This window comes from Clostridium sp. CF012, assembly GCF_018861755.1.
GTDB lineage: Bacteria > Bacillota > Clostridia > Clostridiales > Clostridiaceae > Clostridium_AD.
The window spans coordinates 163054-186244 of record NZ_JAHLEF010000003.1; the positions used below are offsets into that span (position 1 = coordinate 163054).

At 31.9% G+C, this 23191-nt stretch carries 21 protein-coding genes and 1 pseudogene; 1 reads left to right on the forward strand and 21 read right to left on the reverse strand.

All coding sequences use genetic code 11. From position 1 onward, the window contains the following. Positions 1-143: 143 nt before the first annotated feature. The 17 genes from KPL50_RS04975 to KPL50_RS05055 form a co-directional block, all read right to left on the reverse strand. Positions 144-1319, reverse strand: coding sequence for an iron-containing alcohol dehydrogenase (locus tag KPL50_RS04975; RefSeq protein WP_216297352.1), 1176 nt, complete (start codon positions 1317-1319; stop codon positions 144-146). 90 nt (positions 1320-1409) lie between these two features. Beyond that, positions 1410-2435, reverse strand: coding sequence for an SGNH/GDSL hydrolase family protein (locus tag KPL50_RS04980; RefSeq protein WP_216297353.1), 1026 nt, complete (start codon positions 2433-2435; stop codon positions 1410-1412). 39 nt (positions 2436-2474) lie between these two features. Continuing rightward, positions 2475-3839: an MATE family efflux transporter gene (locus KPL50_RS04985; RefSeq protein WP_216297354.1), complete on the reverse strand. Its 1365-nt coding sequence runs from the start codon at positions 3837-3839 to the stop codon at positions 2475-2477. Positions 3840-3885: 46 nt separating this feature from the next. Then, positions 3886-4224, reverse strand: coding sequence for a cupin domain-containing protein (locus KPL50_RS04990; protein ID WP_216297355.1), 339 nt, complete (start codon positions 4222-4224; stop codon positions 3886-3888). Positions 4225-4253: 29 nt separating this feature from the next. Continuing rightward, positions 4254-6146 carry a heparinase II/III family protein gene (locus KPL50_RS04995; protein WP_216297356.1) on the reverse strand — a complete coding sequence of 631 codons (1893 nt, stop codon included), beginning with the start codon at positions 6144-6146 and terminating at the stop codon, positions 4254-4256. A gap of 25 nt (positions 6147-6171) precedes the next feature. After that, positions 6172-8238, reverse strand: a complete 2067-nt coding sequence (locus tag KPL50_RS05000) for a DUF4962 domain-containing protein (RefSeq protein ID WP_216297357.1) — start codon at positions 8236-8238, stop codon at positions 6172-6174. A 31-nt stretch (positions 8239-8269) separates the two neighbouring features. Further along, on the reverse strand, positions 8270-9865 hold the full coding sequence (locus KPL50_RS05005) for an extracellular solute-binding protein (protein WP_216297358.1): 1596 nt from the start codon (positions 9863-9865) through the stop codon (positions 8270-8272). A 99-nt stretch (positions 9866-9964) separates the two neighbouring features. Further along, complete coding sequence (locus KPL50_RS05010) at positions 9965-10861, reverse strand: carbohydrate ABC transporter permease (RefSeq protein WP_216297359.1); 897 nt, start codon at positions 10859-10861, stop codon at positions 9965-9967. 11 nt (positions 10862-10872) lie between these two features. Then, positions 10873-11811, reverse strand: coding sequence for a sugar ABC transporter permease (locus tag KPL50_RS05015; protein ID WP_216297360.1), 939 nt, complete (start codon positions 11809-11811; stop codon positions 10873-10875). 222 nt (positions 11812-12033) lie between these two features. After that, positions 12034-12966 (reverse strand): AEC family transporter, encoded by a 933-nt coding sequence (locus KPL50_RS05020; protein WP_216297361.1) that lies wholly within the window; start codon positions 12964-12966, stop codon positions 12034-12036. Between the two features lie 180 nt (positions 12967-13146). Further along, on the reverse strand, positions 13147-14169 hold the full coding sequence (locus KPL50_RS05025; protein ID WP_216297362.1) for a sugar kinase: 1023 nt from the start codon (positions 14167-14169) through the stop codon (positions 13147-13149). A gap of 1 nt (position 14170) precedes the next feature. Beyond that, entirely contained in the window at positions 14171-14821 is a 651-nt protein-coding gene (locus KPL50_RS05030) for a bifunctional 4-hydroxy-2-oxoglutarate aldolase/2-dehydro-3-deoxy-phosphogluconate aldolase (protein ID WP_216297363.1), read from the reverse strand. Positions 14822-14900: 79 nt separating this feature from the next. Beyond that, entirely contained in the window at positions 14901-15647 is a 747-nt protein-coding gene (locus tag KPL50_RS05035; RefSeq protein ID WP_216297364.1) for an SDR family NAD(P)-dependent oxidoreductase, read from the reverse strand. 346 nt (positions 15648-15993) lie between these two features. Then, the gene (locus KPL50_RS05040) at positions 15994-16779 is read right to left on the reverse strand and encodes an IclR family transcriptional regulator (RefSeq protein ID WP_216297365.1); all 786 of its coding nucleotides are present in this window, start codon (positions 16777-16779) and stop codon (positions 15994-15996) included. Between the two features lie 349 nt (positions 16780-17128). Next, entirely contained in the window at positions 17129-17728 is a 600-nt protein-coding gene (locus tag KPL50_RS05045) for a nitroreductase family protein (RefSeq protein WP_216297366.1), read from the reverse strand. Between the two features lie 117 nt (positions 17729-17845). Then, on the reverse strand, positions 17846-18550 hold the full coding sequence (locus KPL50_RS05050) for a pirin family protein (protein ID WP_216297367.1): 705 nt from the start codon (positions 18548-18550) through the stop codon (positions 17846-17848). Between the two features lie 100 nt (positions 18551-18650). After that, positions 18651-19097, reverse strand: a complete 447-nt coding sequence (locus KPL50_RS05055; protein ID WP_216297368.1) for a MarR family winged helix-turn-helix transcriptional regulator — start codon at positions 19095-19097, stop codon at positions 18651-18653. A 135-nt stretch (positions 19098-19232) separates the two neighbouring features. On the opposite strand from KPL50_RS05055, the gene KPL50_RS05060 reads away from it, so the two are divergent. Beyond that, entirely contained in the window at positions 19233-20123 is an 891-nt protein-coding gene (locus tag KPL50_RS05060; RefSeq protein ID WP_216297369.1) for a LysR family transcriptional regulator, read from the forward strand. A gap of 25 nt (positions 20124-20148) precedes the next feature. Here KPL50_RS05060 and KPL50_RS05065 read toward each other — a convergent pair whose 3' ends face one another. The 4 genes and pseudogenes from KPL50_RS05065 to KPL50_RS05080 form a co-directional block, all read right to left on the reverse strand. Beyond that, entirely contained in the window at positions 20149-20667 is a 519-nt protein-coding gene (locus tag KPL50_RS05065) for a YeeE/YedE thiosulfate transporter family protein (protein ID WP_216297370.1), read from the reverse strand. A 23-nt stretch (positions 20668-20690) separates the two neighbouring features. Continuing rightward, positions 20691-20915, reverse strand: a complete 225-nt coding sequence (locus tag KPL50_RS05070) for a sulfurtransferase TusA family protein (RefSeq protein ID WP_216297371.1) — start codon at positions 20913-20915, stop codon at positions 20691-20693. 13 nt (positions 20916-20928) lie between these two features. Next, positions 20929-21615 carry a YeeE/YedE thiosulfate transporter family protein gene (locus KPL50_RS05075; RefSeq protein WP_216297487.1) on the reverse strand — a complete coding sequence of 229 codons (687 nt, stop codon included), beginning with the start codon at positions 21613-21615 and terminating at the stop codon, positions 20929-20931. Between the two features lie 179 nt (positions 21616-21794). Then, a pseudogene (locus KPL50_RS05080) lies at positions 21795-23051 on the reverse strand (YeeE/YedE family protein). Positions 23052-23191: the final 140 nt, after the last annotated feature.

The following is a 23191-nucleotide window of genomic DNA, read 5'->3' on the forward strand; positions in this document are numbered from 1 at the left end:
CCACAAATAATTTTATTCCTTTTGAATAAAGATAAAACATAATGGTGACTAAATTAATATAAAAAGATACCAACTTTCTTTTCATAATAAAAGTCGGTATCTTTTTAGTAACTAATTAAACCGGTAATTTTTATATTAAAATATTAACTTTCAGATTCATAAGCTAATTTTAATATGCTGAGTACATCATCCTTAACGAGCTGTACAAAGTTACCTATAGGCTTAACCTCTGTAGCCTTTTCAGCCATTTCCTCTAGCTTATTTAATGGTATGTTAGCTTCTTTTAGAGAAACTGGAAGCCCCAGAGATCTAAAGAAGTTTTTAGTTATTTCAATAGCTTGAAGAGCGGTTCTTTCAGGATTATAAGTATCAATTTCAATATTCCATACCCTTGATGCAAATTGAACAAATCTTTTTATGTCATGTTTATATACATATGTCATCCAAGCAGGGAGGATAATAGTTAGACCAGCTCCATGAGCTATATCATATAGTGCACTTAGTTCATGTTCTATATTGTGACTGCCCCAATCTCCTGTTCTCCCAGTATTTAACAGTCCATTGTGTGCTATAGAACCAGCCCACATTATTTCTGCTCTTGCAGCATAATTGTCTGGCTGTTTTAATACAATAGGTGCATTTTTAATTATAGTTTTAAGCGTAGCTTCACATAACCTGTCTGTATAGTCCACATCTCTATCATTAGTAAAATATCTTTCCATTACATGAGCCATAATATCTGCTGCTCCACAGGCTGTTTGATATGCAGGTAAGCTATAAGTTAGTTCAGGATTTAGTATAGCAAATTCAGGTCTAGGTACAGCATTGCTAGCTGGCCTTTTATACCTTCCATTCTCGTTAGTAATTACGGAACCTGTGCTGGATTCACTACCTGCTGCTGGAATAGTAAGTACTACACCTACAGGAAGGGATTTTTCTGACTTAGCATTTCCACCATAGAAATCCCATACATCTCCATCATACATTGTTCCTATACCGATGGCCTTCGCAGAATCTATTACACTCCCACCACCAACAGCTAAAATAAAATCTATATTATTCTCTCTGCAAAGTTTAATTCCTTCTCTAACCAAACTTAACCTGGGATTAGGTTGAACTCCTGGAAGTTCAAAAATTTTCAAGTTCTCATCTTTAAAGCACTTAATTATTTTCTCATATAGTCCACTTTTCTTAATACTTCCTTCACCATAATGGATAAGCACTCTATCCCCATAAACCTTAGCTTCTTTAGCTGCTTGTAATTCAGTATCCTTACCAAAAATCATTTTTGTTTTGTTATCGTATGTAAAATTCAACATTATACTTTTCCTCCTGATTTTTTTATATTTTACATGACTATGACGACTATCATAATTCACATTTGTAAACACTATTCGCATTATTATGTATTAAGATTTCAATTTCAGCAGGTCCTTTAGAATATTAGCTAAATTTTCACCCATACGTATATGTCCTGAATCAGATGGGTGTATTAAGTCACATGTTAATCCAGTAAATTCATCCAGTATCTCTTCTCCCGAAATAAAAAACACATTTTTCTTATTTTTGTATTTATTTTCTGATAATTCTTTTAAAATCTTACAATAAGCAGCATCATTCTTTTTGTATATATTATCATTGATGGCGTAGACAGAATGATTTGGGAAAATAGAAATGATAACAACAGGATTATCAGGATGACTTTCAAGTATTTTTTCTATCATATATTCTGCTTTTTGCTGGAATTCCTCTCCTGAAAACACTGAACGCATATTTACACCAATTTCCAGTGTCACGAAATCCCAGTCATTTCTCCCTGCAATATAATCAGCCACTTCCTTTTCACAATAACAACGTCCTGATAATCCAAGATTATACACATCTACATTAAGTCTTAATGCCGCCTGCTGAATGTAGGAATTACAATTATGGATAGCCTTTGATCCCCATGTAATGGATGAACCATATGCCAGCCACCTTTTTGAAGGTAGCTCTTCCGGTTTAGGTGGTCTTAATTCCTTTCCAAATGTATCTATTCCATAAAAGGATGTACAACTTGTATTTAGAAATACTCTCCATACTTCTGGAGAAAATCTTTTTCTCTTAATTGATCCCTTTTTCACACAGGAAAATCTTTCAGGTTCCGATAAAGTGATCATAGTTTTAATGCCTGCTTTAAGATGAAAAATAGAATAAAAATAATCTCCTCTATAAACCAGAATATCCCCGTCAACATCATCAACACTAAGGGAAAGTGTTATAATATCACTTTCTGTAACAAAACGTATTTCACATCCTTGACATCTCTCTGCTCTTTCTTTTGCTTTTATGCTATCACTGAGTTTTTTAGGATACCTATAAAGTCTTACTCCTGAATCCAAAGAGTTTTTTTTAACTTCAACTATATTGAAAAATTCCATACTATCATATATCATTGTATACCTCTTTCCAGTTTGCAAGCCTAATATGCAAATTTAATTTTTAGCCTTTAATACTTTATAGTTCCAATCAACTTTTATATATTTATAAGTTGTATAGATAGTTACTCCAAAGTTACTTATAATCATTGAATACCAAATTATAAGCTCATTTAAGTTTGGTGCATACCTTTGACAAAGATATATAAATGGTACTCTAAAAACCCATACTCTTAGTACACTGCTGTACAAAGGAATTTGAGGCTTTCCGAGTCCTATAAATACACCAAATTGCACTTGGAATATTGCCCATGCCACAATTGAAACAGAATATATTCTCATTGCATTCGTTGCATTATATAATATAAGTGGATTTTTAGTAAATAAACCTGCTATGCTCCTGGAACTTATGAGTAGAATTAACGCAAATATTATAGAAAATATTGTAGACATACCCATAGCTTGTTTAGAGATTTTTTTTGCTCTACTTATATTGTTTGCACCTGCATTCTGACTTACCATAGTAGATACCGCAATACCTATTGCTGTAAGCTGTCCAAAACATAAGCCATTTACAGTATTCGCAATACCATAAGCAGTAAGTACAGCTTCTCCATAACCAATAGCAATACCATTAATCAAAATAAATGACAGACTGTTTGCTCCATTAGATATAGCACTTGGCATTCCCAATTTTACAAATAATACCATTATATTTTTTTCTAATTTTAATCCCTTAATGTACAAATTAATTTCATCTTTTAATAAATATAAATCGCTTATTTCATATGCCGCAATAACTAAATTAGTAATTAAAGTAGCTAATGCTGCTCCAAAAATTGATTTCTGAAGTTTTATAACAAATAAATAAGTGAATGCTATTTTAAGTATTACTAGCAAAAGGCTTATATAAAGTGGTTTAAGGGAATCTCCATAAGCCCTCCTTATTGCTACATATGTGGAATGTATAAAAGATAGTGAAATTCCTATAGAAGTAACTGTTAAATATATTTGGGTATTTTTTAAAAGCTCTCCATGTAAACCCTTTAAAAATATATTCCCGAATAAATTTAATAATATAGAAAAAACTACCCCACCTAATGCTGAAAATATAATCAGTTGGGATGCTATATCTCTTGCACTATCTTTATCATTTTTTCCTATCTTCTGACCTATTAATGTGATACCGGCGTTACCCAACCCATATGCAAACGCAGTGACAAATGCTATTATTGGTGATACAAAATTAATGGAAGCGAGCTGAGTGTCTCCAACTCTACTTACAAATAAGTTGTCTATTAATGGGCTTATAGATTGAATAAGTCCAACTAACATCATAGGCAAACTTATGGATATTAACCCATAAGCTATATTACCATATAATATATTTTGCCTTGATTTTTCTGCATTGAATTTTAGCATTGTGCCTCCCCTTTGAAAAAGTAAAATCTTTATTATGAATTAATCATTACTTTAGGAAGTCATCTCTCTGTGGTGTAAATACGTCTAGCAATCTTCCTTTAGGCGTAATTAATATTGCACCATGATTCATCATTGGGGGAATATAAACTGTATCTCCACGTTTTATTATTTTCTTTTCATCCCCAATAGTAAATTCGAATTCCCCCTCTAAGCAGTACGTTGCCTGTTCATGTTCATGAACATGTTCCGCTCCTATAGCATCATCTTGAAAGTATACATCAACCATCATCATTTTCCCATCATGGGCCATAATCTTTCTTTTAATCTTACCTATTTCAACAACTTCCTCTTCGATTTCATCTTGCAAATAAAAGTTAGATTTCATTTTAACACCTCATATTAAATATTTTTTTCTCAACTGATTTTAAAATTCCACAAAATTTGGAATATATCATTTTTAGTCCTACTTCTCAATATTATCGATTTTCTATACTTAATTACCGGATTATCATATGTATCCGCAATAATCAATTCTTTATTTCTTAGGTTAATTTCACTACTTAAGGTATAGTTATTTAGTTTCCAAGTCAGAATTATTTTTTCATCATCAGTTATTACTTTTTTAGGATTTTTTATGTGCTGGTATCCATTTGACTTAAAGTCAAAAGTATAATTTTCCAACTCTAATTTTGTTAGAAGCTCTGCCTCGCTATGGAAAAAATAATCATATGAATTCTCGTTTTCTGATGTAACTATAAATTTATCTAAAATTGAACCATCATATATATCAACTTGTCTTATAAAATCAACACCTTTATATACATTCTTATCCAATGCTAGCATGAAATTTTCTTTAAATTCTAACATATATCCCTTTTCAAATGAAGTATGGTTTTCACCATTTACAACAACTGTATTATGTGACAACGACATCCTGTGCCATTCATTGCAGATTCTTGATCCATATCCTGAATTAGATAAATCCCTTGTCAAGGTTTCATTTCCAAGCATTATTTCTACATTCATTTTGTCTGGATGTGCATGACTTGGACCTAAATGCCCATACTTCAAAAATACATTAACATCCTTTTGCCTAAGAATACTATAATAAGATGTTTCAAAATCTTTAGACTTTAATTTAACCCTTGTATAATTATTTAAATCTATATTAGGATTAAAAATTAAGTTTTCAAGACAAATATCTCTAAAATAATAGGGTTTAGATAAAGGCAAATAAGTTCTTTTAACTTGTCCGTTATCTATATTTTTCAATAAGTTACCAATATCAGAATATTCCCCATAAATTTTTGTAGCTATATGGTATATATAAGAATATGTTTTCAAGGATAGGTTTGGCCAACCATCATTTGGGTTAGGCAATATAAAGTTATCAAAAGCATACTCATATGCTGCAGTCAACATATGTCTTACTGTTTTTTCACCAACTTCAAAGCCCTGTCTATAAATTTTAGTAAACAACAATAAATTAGTTACTCCTTCCAGTACAAAAAAATTGTAATGTATAGAGCCTTCATACCAGAATCCACTCTCCGTAACACCCTTCTTTAATTGATTATTTATTCCAAACTCACTATTAAATACAAAGTCTACTAATTCTTTATCCTCTGTAAATAACCCTATAAGTCCAAGGGCGCTGTTTATCCAACAAGCAATATTCTGAATTCTGCAAACCTGAGGCTTAAATAAAGCTACCAGTTTTTTAAAGAATTTCTCATTTATATTATCTAAATATTCTTTATCTAAATCTTCCTTTAGCATCTCAAGTGCATTTATTATTCTAACTGTTATTATGGCTTCATTTAGCCCCTGGGGCATTATTTTTGCTGCACCTCCCACATCAACTGTTAGCTCACTTACTACATTTCTTTTTGCATGTAATACAAATTCATCATAATTATTTGCATAGAAGTTTAATATAGATTTAAATATTTTCAAATGTTCTTCATTTCCCCTTACTTTATATAGAACTGCTGCTTTCCAAAGATTTAAGATAGCTTCATTCCTATAAAAATAAGTCCAAATGTTATCGTAGTGTTGCCCCGTATAGTCTTTTCCACAGATAAAACATTTATGTGAATGTGGCTTATTTAAATCAAATTCAAGTTTCGCCCCGTCTTCTTCGCAAAAATATTCATGGCCCCATTCGCTCATTTTTTTATAGTCATCAGAAAAATTCAAAAAAAAGCTTATAACATCTTTATTCATTTCATTCAACATTTCGTTGTATTCTGGATCTTTACTATCCTTTTCTTTAATTACTTCTACTTTGTCTAAATACTTCAACATAAAATACACCTACTTCAATATTTATTTATAAACTTATATCTGTTATTTCATTTCTGTTAATTACATAATCCTTATTTGAATAATTTAGTTTTTCACCATTATATGCAATTAATCTATTTAATTTATCATTGTTAAATCTCATGTATACGAATGTTGCATCAGAGCTCAAAGAATCAGTTGAGATACTATTGCACTTTTTGAATAATAATCTCTCCATTAGCCCTTCTTTGTTTTTAATTACTATATTATAATAACCTCCACTATTACTAATATCAGCGCTTATATCATAATCATTAAAAATCTTTTCTGGTATAAACAGATTTATGAACTTTATATTATTAACTGGAGCAATATTTTCCATACACATGGTTTTCATATTAATTTCACGAAATTTATCTGGCTCTTGGGTAGTCATTATGGCTCTTACATTAGTATTTTTATAATACCTCTTATACTCATTTGAACAAACTGACCAAACTTTCATCTTCGATGAACCATTTTTATATTCTACTAAATCCTTTTGTATTTCAATTGGAAAACAATCTGAGTGAAAATTATAAGTATATTTATGCTTCAATGAACTTTCCAGCTCATCTATCATTATAATAAATCCACTATTAGTATAAATTACATGCCTTACAAATCTATTTAAGCTTAGACTTTTATCATATGTTTTCGCAGTCTCTCCTAAAATATAAGTAAAATTATCCTTATTATAAAAACATTCAATTTTTCCAACATCATCTATTTCTGATTTTTTCCAAACATCATTATTACCTTCATTCTCATATCCCTTGCCATCAATGGTTATAACATTGTGTTCGCAGGCTCTAACTGTTCTGTTGTATCCCTCATCAATAGCTTGATAAGCATAATTATCAAATAGTATGAACGAATTGTTATCCGGGTGTTGATGTGACAGTCCTCTAGTATTCCAGCCCCTTTCTTTAAAAATTTCCCAGGATCTTTTCCATTGTTTTTTACCACCTGGTGTTCCACATTTAAAAGAAAGCATAGTCGCATCTTTATTCCAGCTACTTCTCATTGTAACTAAGCCTAAATCATCAAAATATTTAGTAAGTGGAAGTTCAGAAAATTCCTTTACCTTTACGCTGGGGTTATACCATAAGAATTCTAAAGCAGCTTCCGCAAGTATTCCGGGGCTAATCCCACTTTCATACTGTTCCCTAAACATATGTTTTTTTACTTCATCGGCTAAGTTTTGAGCGTAGCCATCGTTATATTCTGATGCAAATTTATAAAACATTGCACTTGAACTGGCACTTCTTCTATCATGGCAATCTCCAAAATTCATAGTCTCCTCTAAATTTGGAGCGCATTGATACAATCTATAATAGAATGTATTCTTTAAAAAACTACTACTTTTAAAGTAGTCTATACCCTCAGATGTTTTTAAAAGATGTGCATAGTTTAAAAGCCATAAAACACCATATCGCCAATACACAACCCCTTCATAATCACTACCATCGTCTGCAAGAAAATTAAATACCTTTTCAAAATTTTCTTTAGCCTCATTTATCCATTTTACAGAGTCTACATATTCATTTTTTAATGCATAACCTGCAGCAGCTAAGCCTGTTAAATTAATCCAATTATGATTCTGCCAATACTCAGTAGACCAACCATTGCCCTCATTATTAATTTTATAATCATATATTCTTTCTGCTTGAAGAATTAACTTATCCTTAAATCTACTTCTTTCTTCTGTACTAAGTATATCTTTTAACCAATCATAGGATAAACTTAACCCAAATAATAGCCAGGAAGCACTTAAATCTACATCTACCAAATGAGCATTCCCCCAATGGGGGTAGTCTACAGCTGTAAATATCCATCTTTTAGCTTCATCCAGATATTGCTTTTGTTTCGTAAGAATATACAATAAGCTTAGATTAATGGCAGCAATGCCCATATAAGTTGTACTTTTTTTAGGATGTTCTTTACTTAATATTTCATTTTTGTAGCTATTACACTGTTCGCAAAGCCTTAAAAACTGTTCTCTTCTAACATCCTTTACTTCATCTTTATAACTCTTTATATCTCTATCTAAAAAAAGATACTTATCTCGCATTGCTGTCACCCTTTCATTCTTTTATTTATCGTTATTTCATGGTTTTATAACGGTTGTATGCTGATGTATATGCTTTAACTAGATCATCCGCTCCTTGTATCTTAGCTTGTTTTACATAAGAATCCCAGTTCTTATTTATATCTAGCTGTCCGGTTATCATCTTTTGAACCTGTTCATCTAAATAGCCATTTAATGTAGGAACCACTTTATCGTATGTTGCTTTCTCTTCAGTACTAAGCTGCATAACTGGCGTTGTATTTTTTATTATTGCATCATGGTATGACTTAGTAGCTGCCTTACCTATAGAATTTGTCCATTGTGCTTCATAATCATATGTCATTGGATAACCAATTGGATATTGAGCTCCTTGAGTTTCCCATAAATAATTATTAACTCCTGTTTGTTTTAAAACTTCATCTGTAAATGTTGGCTTACCATTCTTCATTGTCCATGTTTGTCCTTCAACTCCAAAATTAGATACATTTTTGCCTTCTGGTGAGAAGAAGTAATCTATAAATTTAAGAGCAGCTTTTGTATTTTTACAATTAGCTGATACAGCCCATCCATCAGGTTTTACTGGCATTCTTTGAGCTTCCTCAAAACTCTTTCCATTATAAGTTGGTGGTAGAATTGCTTCAAACTTGAAATCTGGTACTGCTTTCTTTAATTCAGCATTATCATTATATGATGAGGTTGATGCAATCCATTCATGAGTCATCCCACCTACATTAGATTTTGTTAATAAAGTTGGTCTTGCAGTATTATCTTTTCTTGTAGCAAATTCTGGGTCAATCAATCCTTCTGAATACCATCTGTTCATATTTATTAATGCATTTTTGAAATCATCTGATAACCACGCATGATACATATTATCCTTACTATCTAGTACGACTCTTTCTGTAAAGCTGTCATTTCCATATACGCGAGCACCCCAAAGATTTAAGAGTCTGATAGTTTCATACATTTTATCATTAAAATATGGTATTTCATCTTTCTTACCATTTCCGTTAGGATCTCCGTTCTTGAAAGCAAGTAGGACTTTTTCTAATTCTTCAATTGTTTTTGGAGTTTGCAGGTTTAATTTTGCTAACCAATCTGTCCTTATAAAATACCCCCTAGAAACTAATGATGTCGGATCAGGAACATATGGTATGTAGTATATTTTTCCGTCTGCAGCAGTTATGCTTTTCTTTACTTTCGGATTTGCATCAAGGAATTTCTTTAGATTAGGAGCATCCTTATCAATTAAATCATTTAAAGGAAGAAACGCACCCTGTTGTCCATATTTTATCATTTCAGGTGCAAGACTATTTCCTCCATATATATCAGCTGGGAATTTCTGAGTTGCCTGAAGTTGAAATTCATTTAGTGAATTTGTTCCTACAGGATTAGCTACATCCGTAATTTTAATTCCGGTTTTCTCAGATGCGAATGCAAATACAGGTTTCAACTTACCTTCTTTATCTGATAGGGTATACTTATTATTGGCATGGTAATGCATTTTTAATTCCGCATTAACCATTGAAGCATCATCTGTAACCTTTTTATCAGTTTTTGAGCAACCTGAAAAAATTAATGTTGAAGTGAATAGTACCAGTAATAGACTTAACATTTTTTTATTTTTCATATTTTTCCCCCCGAATATTATTTTTAATAATTTATATTACATTGACTATCCTTCAAATGAATTGCTAGTCAAAATTAAATTATTCATGCTTTTATGTCCTTATTCTTTTACTCCACCAACGAGTATCCCTTTGCTGAAATGCTTCTGTATATATGGGTAAACCAAGACAATTGGAATTATTGAACAAATAACAATAGCGTATGTTAATGTTGTAAATGAGTATGAACCAGATGCAATAGTTCTGGCATTATCGGCCACAAGCACACTATCAATTATCTTTTGTTTTAAATAAACCTGTAGAGGAACTTTGTCTTGTTGTTTTAATAGAACAGAAGCCCAGAACCATCCATTCCATCTATCAATGGCATAATATAACCATACCGTTGTAATGGCAGGTCTTGAAACCGGAATGAATATCCTATAGAGTATCTGAAAATCATTAGCCCCATCAATATTGGCAGCTTCTTCAAGTTCATCCGGTATACTTTCAAAATAATTTCTCAACAATAAAATATTAAATGCATGTACACCAAATTCGAAAATTATCATCCACCTACTGTTATCTGCACCTAGACTCCTATAGTTCAGGTACAAAGGAATGAACCCAACATTAAACCAAATAGTTATTGCCAATAGCAAATTAAACTGTTTCCTGAATTTAAACCTCTTTCTTGACAAAACATATGCAGCACTAATAGACACAAACATACTAAATATAGTTCCTACAATCGTGTAAAAAAAAGTATTGCCATAAGCTGCCCAAAACCACTTATCTGCTAATACTGCTTTATATGCATCTAATGTAAATCCAATTGGTGCGAGCACCACCTTACCTGCATCCACAGCACTTCCACGACTAACAGATGCTGATAATACATATACCAAAGGATAAATAGAGCAAATTGCTATAACAGCAAGCAACATATAATTAATAACCTTAAATGTTTTTTCACCTTTAGATACTATTTCTAATCTCTCCTGCTTTTTCTTAAACATATCATATCTCCTTACCACAATGATGTTTGTGTCAATTTTTTAGATATCTTGTTCGCCGCTATTACCAGGCAAAACCCTATGATAGAATTTATTAGACTTGCTGCAGTTGATAATCCGTAGTTTACATTTTCCATACCTAACCTATATGTATATGTGCTTAAAATATCTGCTGTGCTATAAATCATAGGGTTGTACAATAATAAAACCTTTTCATACCCTATACTCAAAATGTGTCCTATTCTGATAATTAACATTATAACAATTGTAGGAGTTATTCCTGGCAAACTTACATGAATAATTTGTTTTAGTTTATTAGCCCCATCTATCTTTGCAGCTTCATACAGTGTCGGAGATACCCCACAAAGTGCAGCAAAGTAAATTATCGAATCAAACCCACAGCTTTTCCATACCCCAGAGGAGATATATATTAACCTAAAATATTTAGGAATTAACATAAACTGTATTTGACTATATTCAATACCAAAGATGTGAAAAAAATTACCGATTAGTACATTTACTATTCCTGTATTCAGTGCTAAGAAAGATATAACTAAACTTGCTACTACTACTTCTGATATAAAATAAGGCAAATAAGTAACTGTTTGTACAAATTTTCTATAATTTGAATTCTTAACTTCATTAAATAATAAAGCTAATATTATAGGTATAGGGAAAGCGAATACTATACCGTATAAACTAATAATCAAAGTATTTTTAAATGCTCTCCAGAAATATATGGATGACGGACCAGACATTAAATCCTTGAAATTATCAAGTCCAACAAAATCGCTATGTAAGATTCCTTTAAATGGACTATAATTTTCAAATGCAATTGCGATACCCCATAGTGGTTTAATAAAATACAATAGAAGCCATATTGTTAACGGTAAAATCAGCACATACAATTGCCAGTTATTTTTTAGCTCGTTAGAAAAATTATTTTTCTTCATATCACACCTCTTTACTTATTAAGTATATCGTTTACATATGTGAATTCAATTCACAATTTCTAATTTAATTATATGACCATTATATTTCTTTGTCAAGGATGTTAACAGTAATTAGAAACAATATTTTTTATCCATATGTATAGCCAAATTAAAGCATTGACTATTATGCTTTTTATAGGTTTTGCAACTCAAAATCAACCCCATTGGACAAAACATAGTACTTTACAATACTGCCATTAGAATTGGTATTACCATCAGGGTGCTTATAGTCGTAATCGCTATCATTAAGGCAGCAAAATCGTAATCGGAATCATAGGCCTTTGCAATTACTGCAGAATTAGCCATGACAGGCATAGCCGCCTGTATAATAAAAACAGAACCCATAAGATGCGGTATATTAAACATAGGTACCATCAGCATTACTATCACTGGAGAAATTATAAATCTACCTATTAATATCCAAACTATATCTAAGCTGAGCTTTACAGATTTCAAATCTACTAAGTAAATAGATGCGCCAATAAAAAACATGGATAAGGGCGTTGTAAGATTTCCCAAGTATTTACTCGTTTCCATGATAAATGATGGTAATTTAATATTTAATAACAACATCACCATTCCAACAAGAAACCCCATTAAAGGTGGAGACAATAGCTTTTTCATAAAATCAATTGAAAACAGTTTTAAATCTTTTTTATTTCCATCCTTAGCTATTTCATATACACCTAAAGTCCAAAAGAACGCAGAATTAGCTATGTAATAAAGCAGCACATAGGGTACACTCTTTTCTCCAAATAACGCCAAATTAACTGGAAGTCCCATAAATATGGTATTTGAATTAAAAAACATGGATACAAAGAGACCCCTTCTATTAGCCTTAACTTTTGCAATCTTAGCAAATAGTTTGGCAATAATAAAGCAACTACATATGGTTAAAAAAGGAACTAATAAGCCACCTGAATCAGCTATAAGCTTCTGTTTTGTAAAATTGCTCAGAATTGTATTCAACATCATCATTGGAAGTGAGATGTTGATAACAATGGTTGTTATTAACTTAATTGCCTTTTCGTCAAGTAGCTTTTTATATGCTAAAAAATAGCCTATCATAATCATTATGATTATACTTAATACACTTTGAATTGCTGCAAAAAACATATAAAATCTCCTCAAACTTAAATTATTTTAATCTAATTTGTTTAACATTCCTGAAAGAAAACCTGCAGCAAATCCGTCTCCTGCAAGAGATTTATTGAAATTCTGAACGTATCTTAAGGGCCCTGAAGAATTCTGGTCCAAATAAAACCATAGACTCCCCAAAGGTTACTACATCCATAATTATCTTTGCACCCTTCCTGACGCATCCCCATTCATAAGCGTTTCTACTTCGCCTTTAGACACAAGGTTGAAATCTCCCTCTACAGTATGCTTGAGGCATGAAGCAGCCACTGCATATTCAAGTGAATCTTGATGTGAAAGACCAGAGGTTAAACCATATATAAGTCCTGCTCCAAAGGAATCTCCGCCACCAACTCTATCTACTATGTGCATTTTATACTTTTTCGAGCTATAAAACTCTGTTCCATCATAAAGCATTGCGGACCATCCATTGTCGCTTGCTGAAAAGCTTTCTCTAAGTGTAATTGCAACATACTTTAATCCAAACCTCTCTGTAAGCTTTGTTGCAACACTTTTATATCCCTCATCATTTAAGGTTCCACCTGTAATATCTGTGTTCTCTGCACTAATTCCAAAGACCTTTTCAGCGTCTTCTTCATTTGCTATAACTACATCACAATACTTTACGATTTCTCCCATAACCTTGCCTGCTTTTTCGCTACTCCATAGTTTTTTTCTGAAATTTAAGTCTACACTTACTGTTACTCCAGCTTCTTTAGCGGCTTTAACTGCATCTAAAGTAATGGCAGCACATTCATCTGAAAGCGCAGGAGTTATTCCTGTAAAATGGAACCACTCTGCACCCTTAAAAATCTCTTTCCAATTAAAATCTTCTCTTTTCGCCTCTGCAATAGCTGAGTAAGCTCTGTCATAAATCACTTTAGAAGGTCTCTGAGAAGCACCTTTTTCACAGTAATAAATGCCTACGCGATCCCCACCTCTTATTATCATGTTAGTATTTACACCATATTTTCTAAGCTCGTTTACTGCTGCTTGTCCGATTTCGTGCCTCGGAAGTTTTGTTACAAAATAGGCTTCCTTGCCATAGTTTGCAAGTGACACAGCCACATTTGCTTCCCCTCCACCATAAACAACTCCAAACTCTTTTGCTTGTGCAAATCTTTCAAAACCATCTGGTGCAAGTCTAAGCATTATTTCACCAAAAGTTATAATTTTACCCATGTTATTTCTCCTCTCTTGCTTTTCTAACTGCGCAAACAAACTTAGCAGCAGTTTCAGTTACTAATTCATAATTCCCAGTCTTTGCTCCCTTTGTCAAATCCCCACCAGTTCCTACGGCTATCGCACCGGCCTTAATCCAATCCTTAATATTATCTAGGGATACTCCTCCTGTTGGCATAAAGTTAGCTTGTGGAAGAGGACCTTTAAATGAACTGATAATTGATGGTCCAAAAGCATTCCCTGGGAAAACCTTAATAATTTCAACGCCGAGCTCCAAGGCTTCTACGGCTTCTTTCACTGTCATTACACCTGGCATTACTGCTATTCTATATCTATTGCATAACTTTACAGTTTCTGGATTTAAGCTTGGACTTACTATATACTTTGCACCAGCTAAAATACAAGCTCTTGCTGTTTCAGGATCAAGAACAGTTCCTGCTCCAATAAGTACTTCTTCATCACCTTTATATATTTCAGACAATTCTTTGATTATATCTACTGCACCTGGTACTGTCATTGTAATTTCAAGTGCTTTAATTCCACCTTTTTTAACTGCCTCTACAATTTTTACACCTTCTTCTTTTGAAGTTGCTCTAATAACTGCTACTATTCCATATTCACTTATTTTTTGAATTATCTTTAATCTTTTCATAATTTACACCTCTTACGTTAGATTTCTATGTAAAAAACTCTTCATATAAGAATCTACATACTTATATGAAGAGTTTGCTTTAAAGCATCATCTGTCCGCCATTTATTTGAATAACTTCTCCAACTAAGTATGAAGACTGAGGTGAAGCTAAGAAGTAAATAATATCTGCAACTTCCTTCGGCTGACCTAACCTTTGAGCTGGTATACTTTTCCTCCATGATTCTACAATACCTTTTTCTGTTGCATTATGGAATGCCGTATCAATTGTTCCCGGTGATATGGCATTGACTCTTACATCAAAGGGAATTAACTCTTTTGCTAAAGCTCTTGTAAATGATAATACCCCTGCTTTAGACACAGCATATGCAGTAGCTCCAGGACCCCCACCATTATATGCCGCTAAAGATGTTATATTAACAATACTGGAACTAGGTGATTTTTTAAGATATGGAATAGCTTCTCTTGTCCAAAAGAATGTACTCTTTAAATTTAAGTTTAATACCCTATCCCAGAATTCCGTTGTCATTTCTTCAACACTGCTTCTACCACCTAATCCGCCTGCATTATTAACCAAAACATCAATTCTACCAAATTTTTGTATAACTTTCTTTACAATTTCATTTATTACGATTTCATCAGTTGCATCTCCACAGAAAAATGCTGCGTCTGCTCCTAACTCCTTTAACGTATTTAAAGCATTTTCACCATTTTTCTCGTTATGGTCATTAAATGCTATACTGTACCCTTTACTTGCAAATAGTTTTGCTGTTTCAAATCCAATGCCTATTGCGGCACCTGTTATAAGTAATACTTTTTTCTCTGTCATTTTAACCCTCCTAATTTTTTTATATTTTCCATGAGAATGGTCAGAAAATAAAATATTATTTTCCACTTTCATAATTCACATACGTAAATAACATTCACAATAAATCATATAATTATAGATGAAAATTTTAAATAACCTTATAGCAGGAATGCTTTTTTATTCACTAACATAATTTACATATGTGAATTGTATTCACAATCTCATTAACATAATTATAATATCAACACATTGCTTTGTCAAGCATGTTAGCAGTAATTACAAAAATATGTTTTTATTGATATGTAGGGGATGGTTACAAAAAATAAACCTACCTTTTTAGGCAGGTTTACGTTTGCTATAGAAAATATCAAAAATTATAATAAAGTTTATCTTCTTTAAATCCTATTTGTTTAGATATATCTAACGCAGTTGAATATGTATAAGCTGCAAATTCTTCTATTTTAGGTTTTGTCATTTTTGAATATTGACAGGATACACTAATTGCTGCAATAGCTTTATTCAAATGATCATATATTGGAGCTCCAATACATAATCCGTCTATTACATCTTCTCTATCATCAATAGCATAGCCCCTATGTCTAGTAATTTTTATATCTTCAATTAAATCATTAAACTCAGTAATTGTAAATTTGGTTTTCTTTGTTAGTCCATACCTGTCTACTATTTCCTTGACTGTTTCATCTGAATAAGTTGCTAATAAAGCCTTTCCGACACTGGAGCAATGCATATAGTTTCTATGTCCAACGTTACAAGTGCTTCTGAAAGTATTAGTTCCTTCTACTTTATTTATGTGAATTACATGTCCTTTATCTTCTACATCCATAAAAACTGTTTCCCCTGTAGTTGCTGATAATTTTTCCAGATATTTTATTGTTACATTGTTAAAATTAATTCCTTCTAAATATTTTGACCCTATCTCAAAACTTCTTATACCCAATTTAAAAGTTTTCAATTCCTCACTATCTACGATGAGTACACCTGTTTCAACTAATGTATATAAAAGTTCAAAAGCGCTACTTCCTGGGATATCTAACTCCCTACTTACCTGAGCTATAGTCATAGATTTCTTATTATTGGCTATTAGTGATACTATCTCAATAGCTCTATATGCCGATTTATTTCTTCTGAACATAAGTTTCATCCTTCCATACCGTATTATACCTTATTTTAACATATAATTTTAATTTTGCAATATATTTAACTTTTCCTTTGACATTTCAATAAAATTTTCAGTAACTTTCCATCATTTAAATTATAATGCCTCATTTTATCTTATTCAACTTTAGACACATCCTCAGTTGAGTAAGATGATTCATACATTTTTTCTGATAATAGAATTTACTATAAATTCCACCATCATTATTTGGCTATATAAGTAAAATAATGCTAAAAATAATATGAAGGGAATATAAGTAGATTTATTTACACAACTCTACTTATATTCCCTTCAATTGCATTTTAATGGTTAGTTAAAGTATAAATTATTTAAACACCGCAATGCGATCTTCTAATGGTTGAAACTGTTTTTCATCTGGCTGCGCTGTTGGTTTTCCAAATGGCATTTGTGCAATGAGTGTCCAGTTACTTGGCACATTCCATTCTTTTTTTACATCTTCCTCAATAAGTCCGTTATAGTGTTGTAGTGATGCACCATACCCCTCAATTTCTAACCCAGTCCATATAACGTATTGGTGCATTCCACTTGATTGCTGCGACCAAACCGGGAAATTGTCCGAGTAAAGTGGGAATTGACTCTGAAGAGACTGCGTTACAGCAGCATCTTCAAAGAATAAAACTGTGCCATATCCATTACGGAATGAATTTATTTTATCCTCAGTATCGCCGAACTTATCAGCAGGAACTATCTTCCTTAAACTTTCTTTTGTAATATCCCATAATTTATCGTGGTGTTTTTCTAACAATAAAACTACTCTTGCACTTTGAGAATTAAATGGTGATGGTGTATTCTTTACGGCCTGCTGAATAACTTCCTCTATTACCTCGTCTGTTGTTACCTTTTCTTTACTAATTCCATAAAATGAACGTCTGTCTGCTACAGCGGTGTAAAAATCTTTTTTCATATTATTATTCCTCCAATTTTTATTATCTATTTTTTTTATTATTTACAAATATAAATTAATATTCCCTATTTATCTCTATCTAAATCATAAGATAATGCTCTTATGAGTAGTCTAATATTACTCTTCTGACTTTCTCATCTCTACAATAATGAAATGTGAAAGTACCTCTGCCTTTATTTTTATATCTTCTTCAATAATTTCCATGGCATCTCTTTGATTTAGAGTAATTCCATTAATATTTGATCTGCCTTCTATTTGAACTAAATACGCTTGCCTATCTGCTTTAACCCAATAATTCATTTCATTGTTCTCATCTAATTCTAATGCAAATATATTCACATCTTGATTAACTTTTATACTTGCGTCGCCTTGATTACTTGATACCATATTGAGCCATTTATTTTTTCTTTCATTCCATTCAAATTTATATTCACCGTAATTAGGTTTATGTCCACTTTTATCAGGAAGTATCCATATTTGAAAGAATCTTGCTGTCTTTTCTCCTAAATTATGCTCACTGTGATAAACACCTGTACCTGCGCTCATGTATTGAACATCACCACGTTTTAATGTACCAATATTTCCCATATTATCTCCATGGGTTAATTCTCCTTCAATAACATAGGATATAATCTCCATATCTCTATGAGGATGGGTATCAAATCCTGTATGAGGATTAACTAAATCATCATTTATCACCCTTAATACCCCAAATCCCATGTTGTTTGGGTTATAATACTGCGCAAATGAAAAATGAAATTTGCTTTTTAACCATCCAAGATCACTCCCTCCCATTTTTTCACTTTCTAATTTCCTTAACATTTTAAACTCTCCTTTCATTAAATAAATTTTTTAATCATTATACAACTAACTAGTTTATTACTAATTAGTAATAAATGATTAAAATATATGGTGTATATATTTATACACCTGATAATTTTTTAAGTAAACTTATTAAATTTTTCTTTTCTTCTGATGTTAATTTACTAAAGATTTCATTTATATTTTCTAAATGTTTTGGGAATATATTACTCATGAGGCTTTTTCCTTCTTCAGTAATACTTATCAAATTAACTCGCCTATCTTTTGGATCAGTACATCTCTTAACAAGATTTACCTTGACTAAATTATCTATAACAACAGTCATATTTCCACCAGTGGAAAGAATTTTATCTATTATTTCACAGACCCTCAAATCTCCTTTATGATATAAAATCTCAAGTACTGCAAACTGAGAAACTGTTAAACCTCCCGCTTTAATAGTTTTATATTCTGTTTTATGAACATTTTGAGTACATCTACTCAATGCTATTAATGTCTTTAAATTTAAATCTACTAATTCTCCATAAGTGTTTTTTTCTTTATCCATACCTATAATATATTACTAATTAGTAATATCGTCAAGCTTTTTTTTTTAGGTTATGTATATTTTCATTTATAGGAATTATAATATATTTAGTGATATAATGGATTAAGATTATTTTAACCTTGAGGATGTGAGAAAATGAACTTGCAACATCTGCAATCCTTTCATATGACTGCCAAATGTAATAGTATATCAAAAGCTGCTGCACTTCTTCATCTTACTCAACCTGGACTTAGTATGCAACTTAAAAATTTAGAAAATGAACTCGGTGCAAGCCTTTTAATAAGAAGTAACAAAGGTGTTGAGTTAACAGAAGAAGGAAAAGTTGTCTTTAGTTATGCAGATACAATCTTAGCTATTGAAGGTAACATAGAAAGGGATATTAAAAGTGTACAGCAAGATATGCCAAAGTTAATTATTGGTTCTTGCAAAAGTCTCGGCGAGTATGCTCTCCCTTGCAGTATATATATTTTCAAAAAACTTTATAGTGAACTAGATATAAATATGGACGTTGCAAATTCAACTGAGGTTGTAGAAAAGTTATGCAGTCATTCTATTAATATAGGAATTATTCAAGATCTTCCTAAAGAAAATAGCATAGCTACAAAATATATATCTTCAGATGAGTTGATTTTAGTTGGACAAGCTAGTGATAACAAAAGAATAATTACTATGGAAGAATTAAAAAAGCTTCCTCTAATTTTAAGAGAAAAAACTTCAAATGCAAGATATTTAGTAGAGGATGCCCTGCAAGAAAAGGGGGTTTCTATAGAGGAGTTAAATGTTATTTATTCTCTAAACTCACCGGAAGCTATTAAATCTTCAGTTTCTGCTGGAAAAGGTTTTTCATTTTTACCTAAGTTAATAGTTAAAAATGAACTAAAAAAAGGTTCTCTTCACCATATTCAAGTGGATGGGATTAAAATAGAATTTAATTACTACATTAGTTTTAGGAAAAACTATGTGTTTAGCCCTCATGAACAAATGTTTGTGGACTTTCTTCTTTCCAGTAAAAGAGGATTTTGTTAATAATATAGGAGTACATTAATTTCTCCTATATTATATATTTAGCTAAAATTTTAGTTCCAACTATTGCACCCAAAGTAACGAAGATCCAATAAACCCATGCATGTAGAGAGAAGGATGGAATTCCACTAAAAAAGCCTCCAACATTGCATCCGGACGTAAGCCTTGCTCCATAACCCATAATTATCCCCCCTATAAGAGCAAGCACAACCTGTTTCTTATTTTTCAACCTTTTTATCTTGAACTGTGAGGATAATAGGCTTGCAATTAAAGAACCTACAATTACCCCTATATTTAAAATAGCATATTTATTAATGAATATATTATGATTTGAAATTATATCTCCATACTTATAATCAAAAATTCTAAAATATTCCCATTTAAAGGGTTCAAATCCAATCCACTCTAATATTCCAGCACCCCATAGTAGAAAACCAGTAGTTAGATGCCAGGTAGTTCCACTTATAGCTAATAAAATTACGTTAAACACGCCTAGTAAAATACCTCCAACCCAATAAGGCCAAGGCTTTTTTAACCATTTAACCATCGGTTCAACCCTCCCGCATTATATCAGGTTTTTTGAATGTAAATTTCCCATTCTCCATTTTCTGTTTCCAACACTCTTATTGGGTAATTATTCTGATCTCCCCATTCTTCTACCATAACTCCAATACAACTTTGATCGGAATGTAAAACTAAGATATCTCCTGAATTCATTGTTCTTAATTCCTTTATTGCCTTAAGTATCGGAATGGGACACGCTTCATATAAGCAATCAATATCTCTTACTTCCATAAAATCTCCTTCATCACTTATTCTTTAATCCCTTATTTTCATACAAAGTTGATATCTTATATAAAACTATTAAAACAATCATTTGAATTACAATAACGATTTTTATATCAATATATTCTGGAAAATAAACCACCTTTGTATTGCTAATAATTTTTTCATACCAAAAGGGGTAATTCTTAGCCCCTAGAGTACTTCCAATTAAAAATCCTAACAAAACAACCCAATGAAGAGCATGTCCTTCTCCAATTCTCATAAGAACCCCTGATGCACACCCACCAGCAATAACCATTCCAACACCAAACATAAATGCTCCTATTATAATGTGAGGTCCTACTGAAGTTATAGACCCTGGAATTAGGCCGTAGTCTATAGAATTATGTTTAAGATAGGTATATTGAATTACTCCAAAACCTATAGTACTTATCATCAAAGCTAATAGTAACCCCCTAAAAAGCTTTGTATTTCCTAAAAAAAATGGATCTCTCAGTGCTGCTGAAAAACAAAACCTGGAATACCGTAGTGCAATACCAATTCCAATCCCTACAGTCCAATAGACGATATAATTTTGATTATTTTTCCAAAGAAATACACAGACAATTGACGCAACCATAAAAATACCAATTGCATAAGGAATCTGATTTTTTTGCTTTTTTATTGTTTCCTGTCGCTTCTGTATTAATAAATCCATATCATTAGACAACATTCATCATCCTTCTAGTTTTTTTTGTTTTATTTGTTTTATTATATAGTATACTACTTATTAATTCAATACACGCCCCCTACCGTACTGGCCGTTACTTAAACTGACGTAATAAAATGCTGCGGAGTCTAAAGACTTCACAGCATTTTATTCTTTACATATGTCAAATTTAGTCAAATTTACGTCGCAACGTTAAACTTCTTAACTAAATTAACTCCTATTATTCCACCAACAGTTAAAGCTAGCATGAACACCCATCCTGATAATGACATATTAGCTATTGCTGAATATAAGGCTCCTATATTACATCCAGATGCAAGCCTTGCACCATATCCCATTAATAATCCACCAATTGCATAGAAGGCAACATCTTTTAAATTAAATTTTTTCTTAAATGAGAAATGTCCTGCTAATAATAGAGATAACGTTGCCCCTATTATTATTCCTATGTTTCTCATTGAACCTGGGTCATTCATGAATCCTCCGTTAATAGTCTTCATTTTATCAGAAAAATATCCCCAAGTTGAAACATCTACTAAACCTAATGATTGGTATATCCAGGCTCCCCACTCTGCAAAAGTTGAAGTTACTCCCCAGCTCTTACCCGTTGTAAGTAATATTACCTCAAACATAACTGTTAAAAGTACTGCTCCAGTATAAAAAGACCATCTTTTTACAAAAAACTTATGATAGGTTTCTTTACTAAAGAACTTATAATCCTTAGCTTCCGGCAATTCTTTTTCCCATTCTGCGTATTGTGGTTGAATAAGAGTATTTGCTCTTCTTCTCTTATTTTCATACCATTTAGCAAAAACATAAATTGCTAAAAATCCTAATAATGAAATTATGATAGCTCCGATATAACCAAAAGTGTCTGGCAAGTAAACTTTTTTACTCCAAGTGAAAAATACAGTCTTTTTCCACCAACTCATATCATATGCTCCCCATAGGGATCCTGTTATGAAAAAGAACAACACTATTAAAGCTCTTCCTTCACCTTCCCCTGCGTCCGTAAGTGTTCCAGAAGCACACCCTCCACCAAACATCATACCAATACCAAATAGTACTCCACCAAGTACTGTTAAAATGTTAATTCCAAAAACATTTTGAGTTCCCGGAATTATCTTAGCCCCTTCTGCTGCTCTAAATGCTACCTCAGCGCCACCCGTAAATGCACCATAATGTATTCCGGCTGTTATTATTAATGATATAGTAAGCAAAAACAATAGTGCTTTTGTTAAAGATCAATCTCCTGTTATATATAATTTTTTTATACCACCTGCAAATCCGAATCTTGATCGTTGCATTATGTAACCGATAGCAAGTCCAGTGATTAAAAATAGTCCTAACTTAGGGTTCTTTGCGGATAAGTTTATAGCAAAGATAATCATAGCTATTAAAATAGTAACTCCAACAAAAGATTGTGTTTTATTTATAACTGCTTTTCCATTTACTACTTTAACCTTAGTATTTAAACCTGTAGATCCTTCTATATTATTCATATTTTAATTCCTTTCTATAGTTAATTTTAGTTGTTTTCCATGTGAATCTAGCTGTATTAAGATAAACAGCCAAA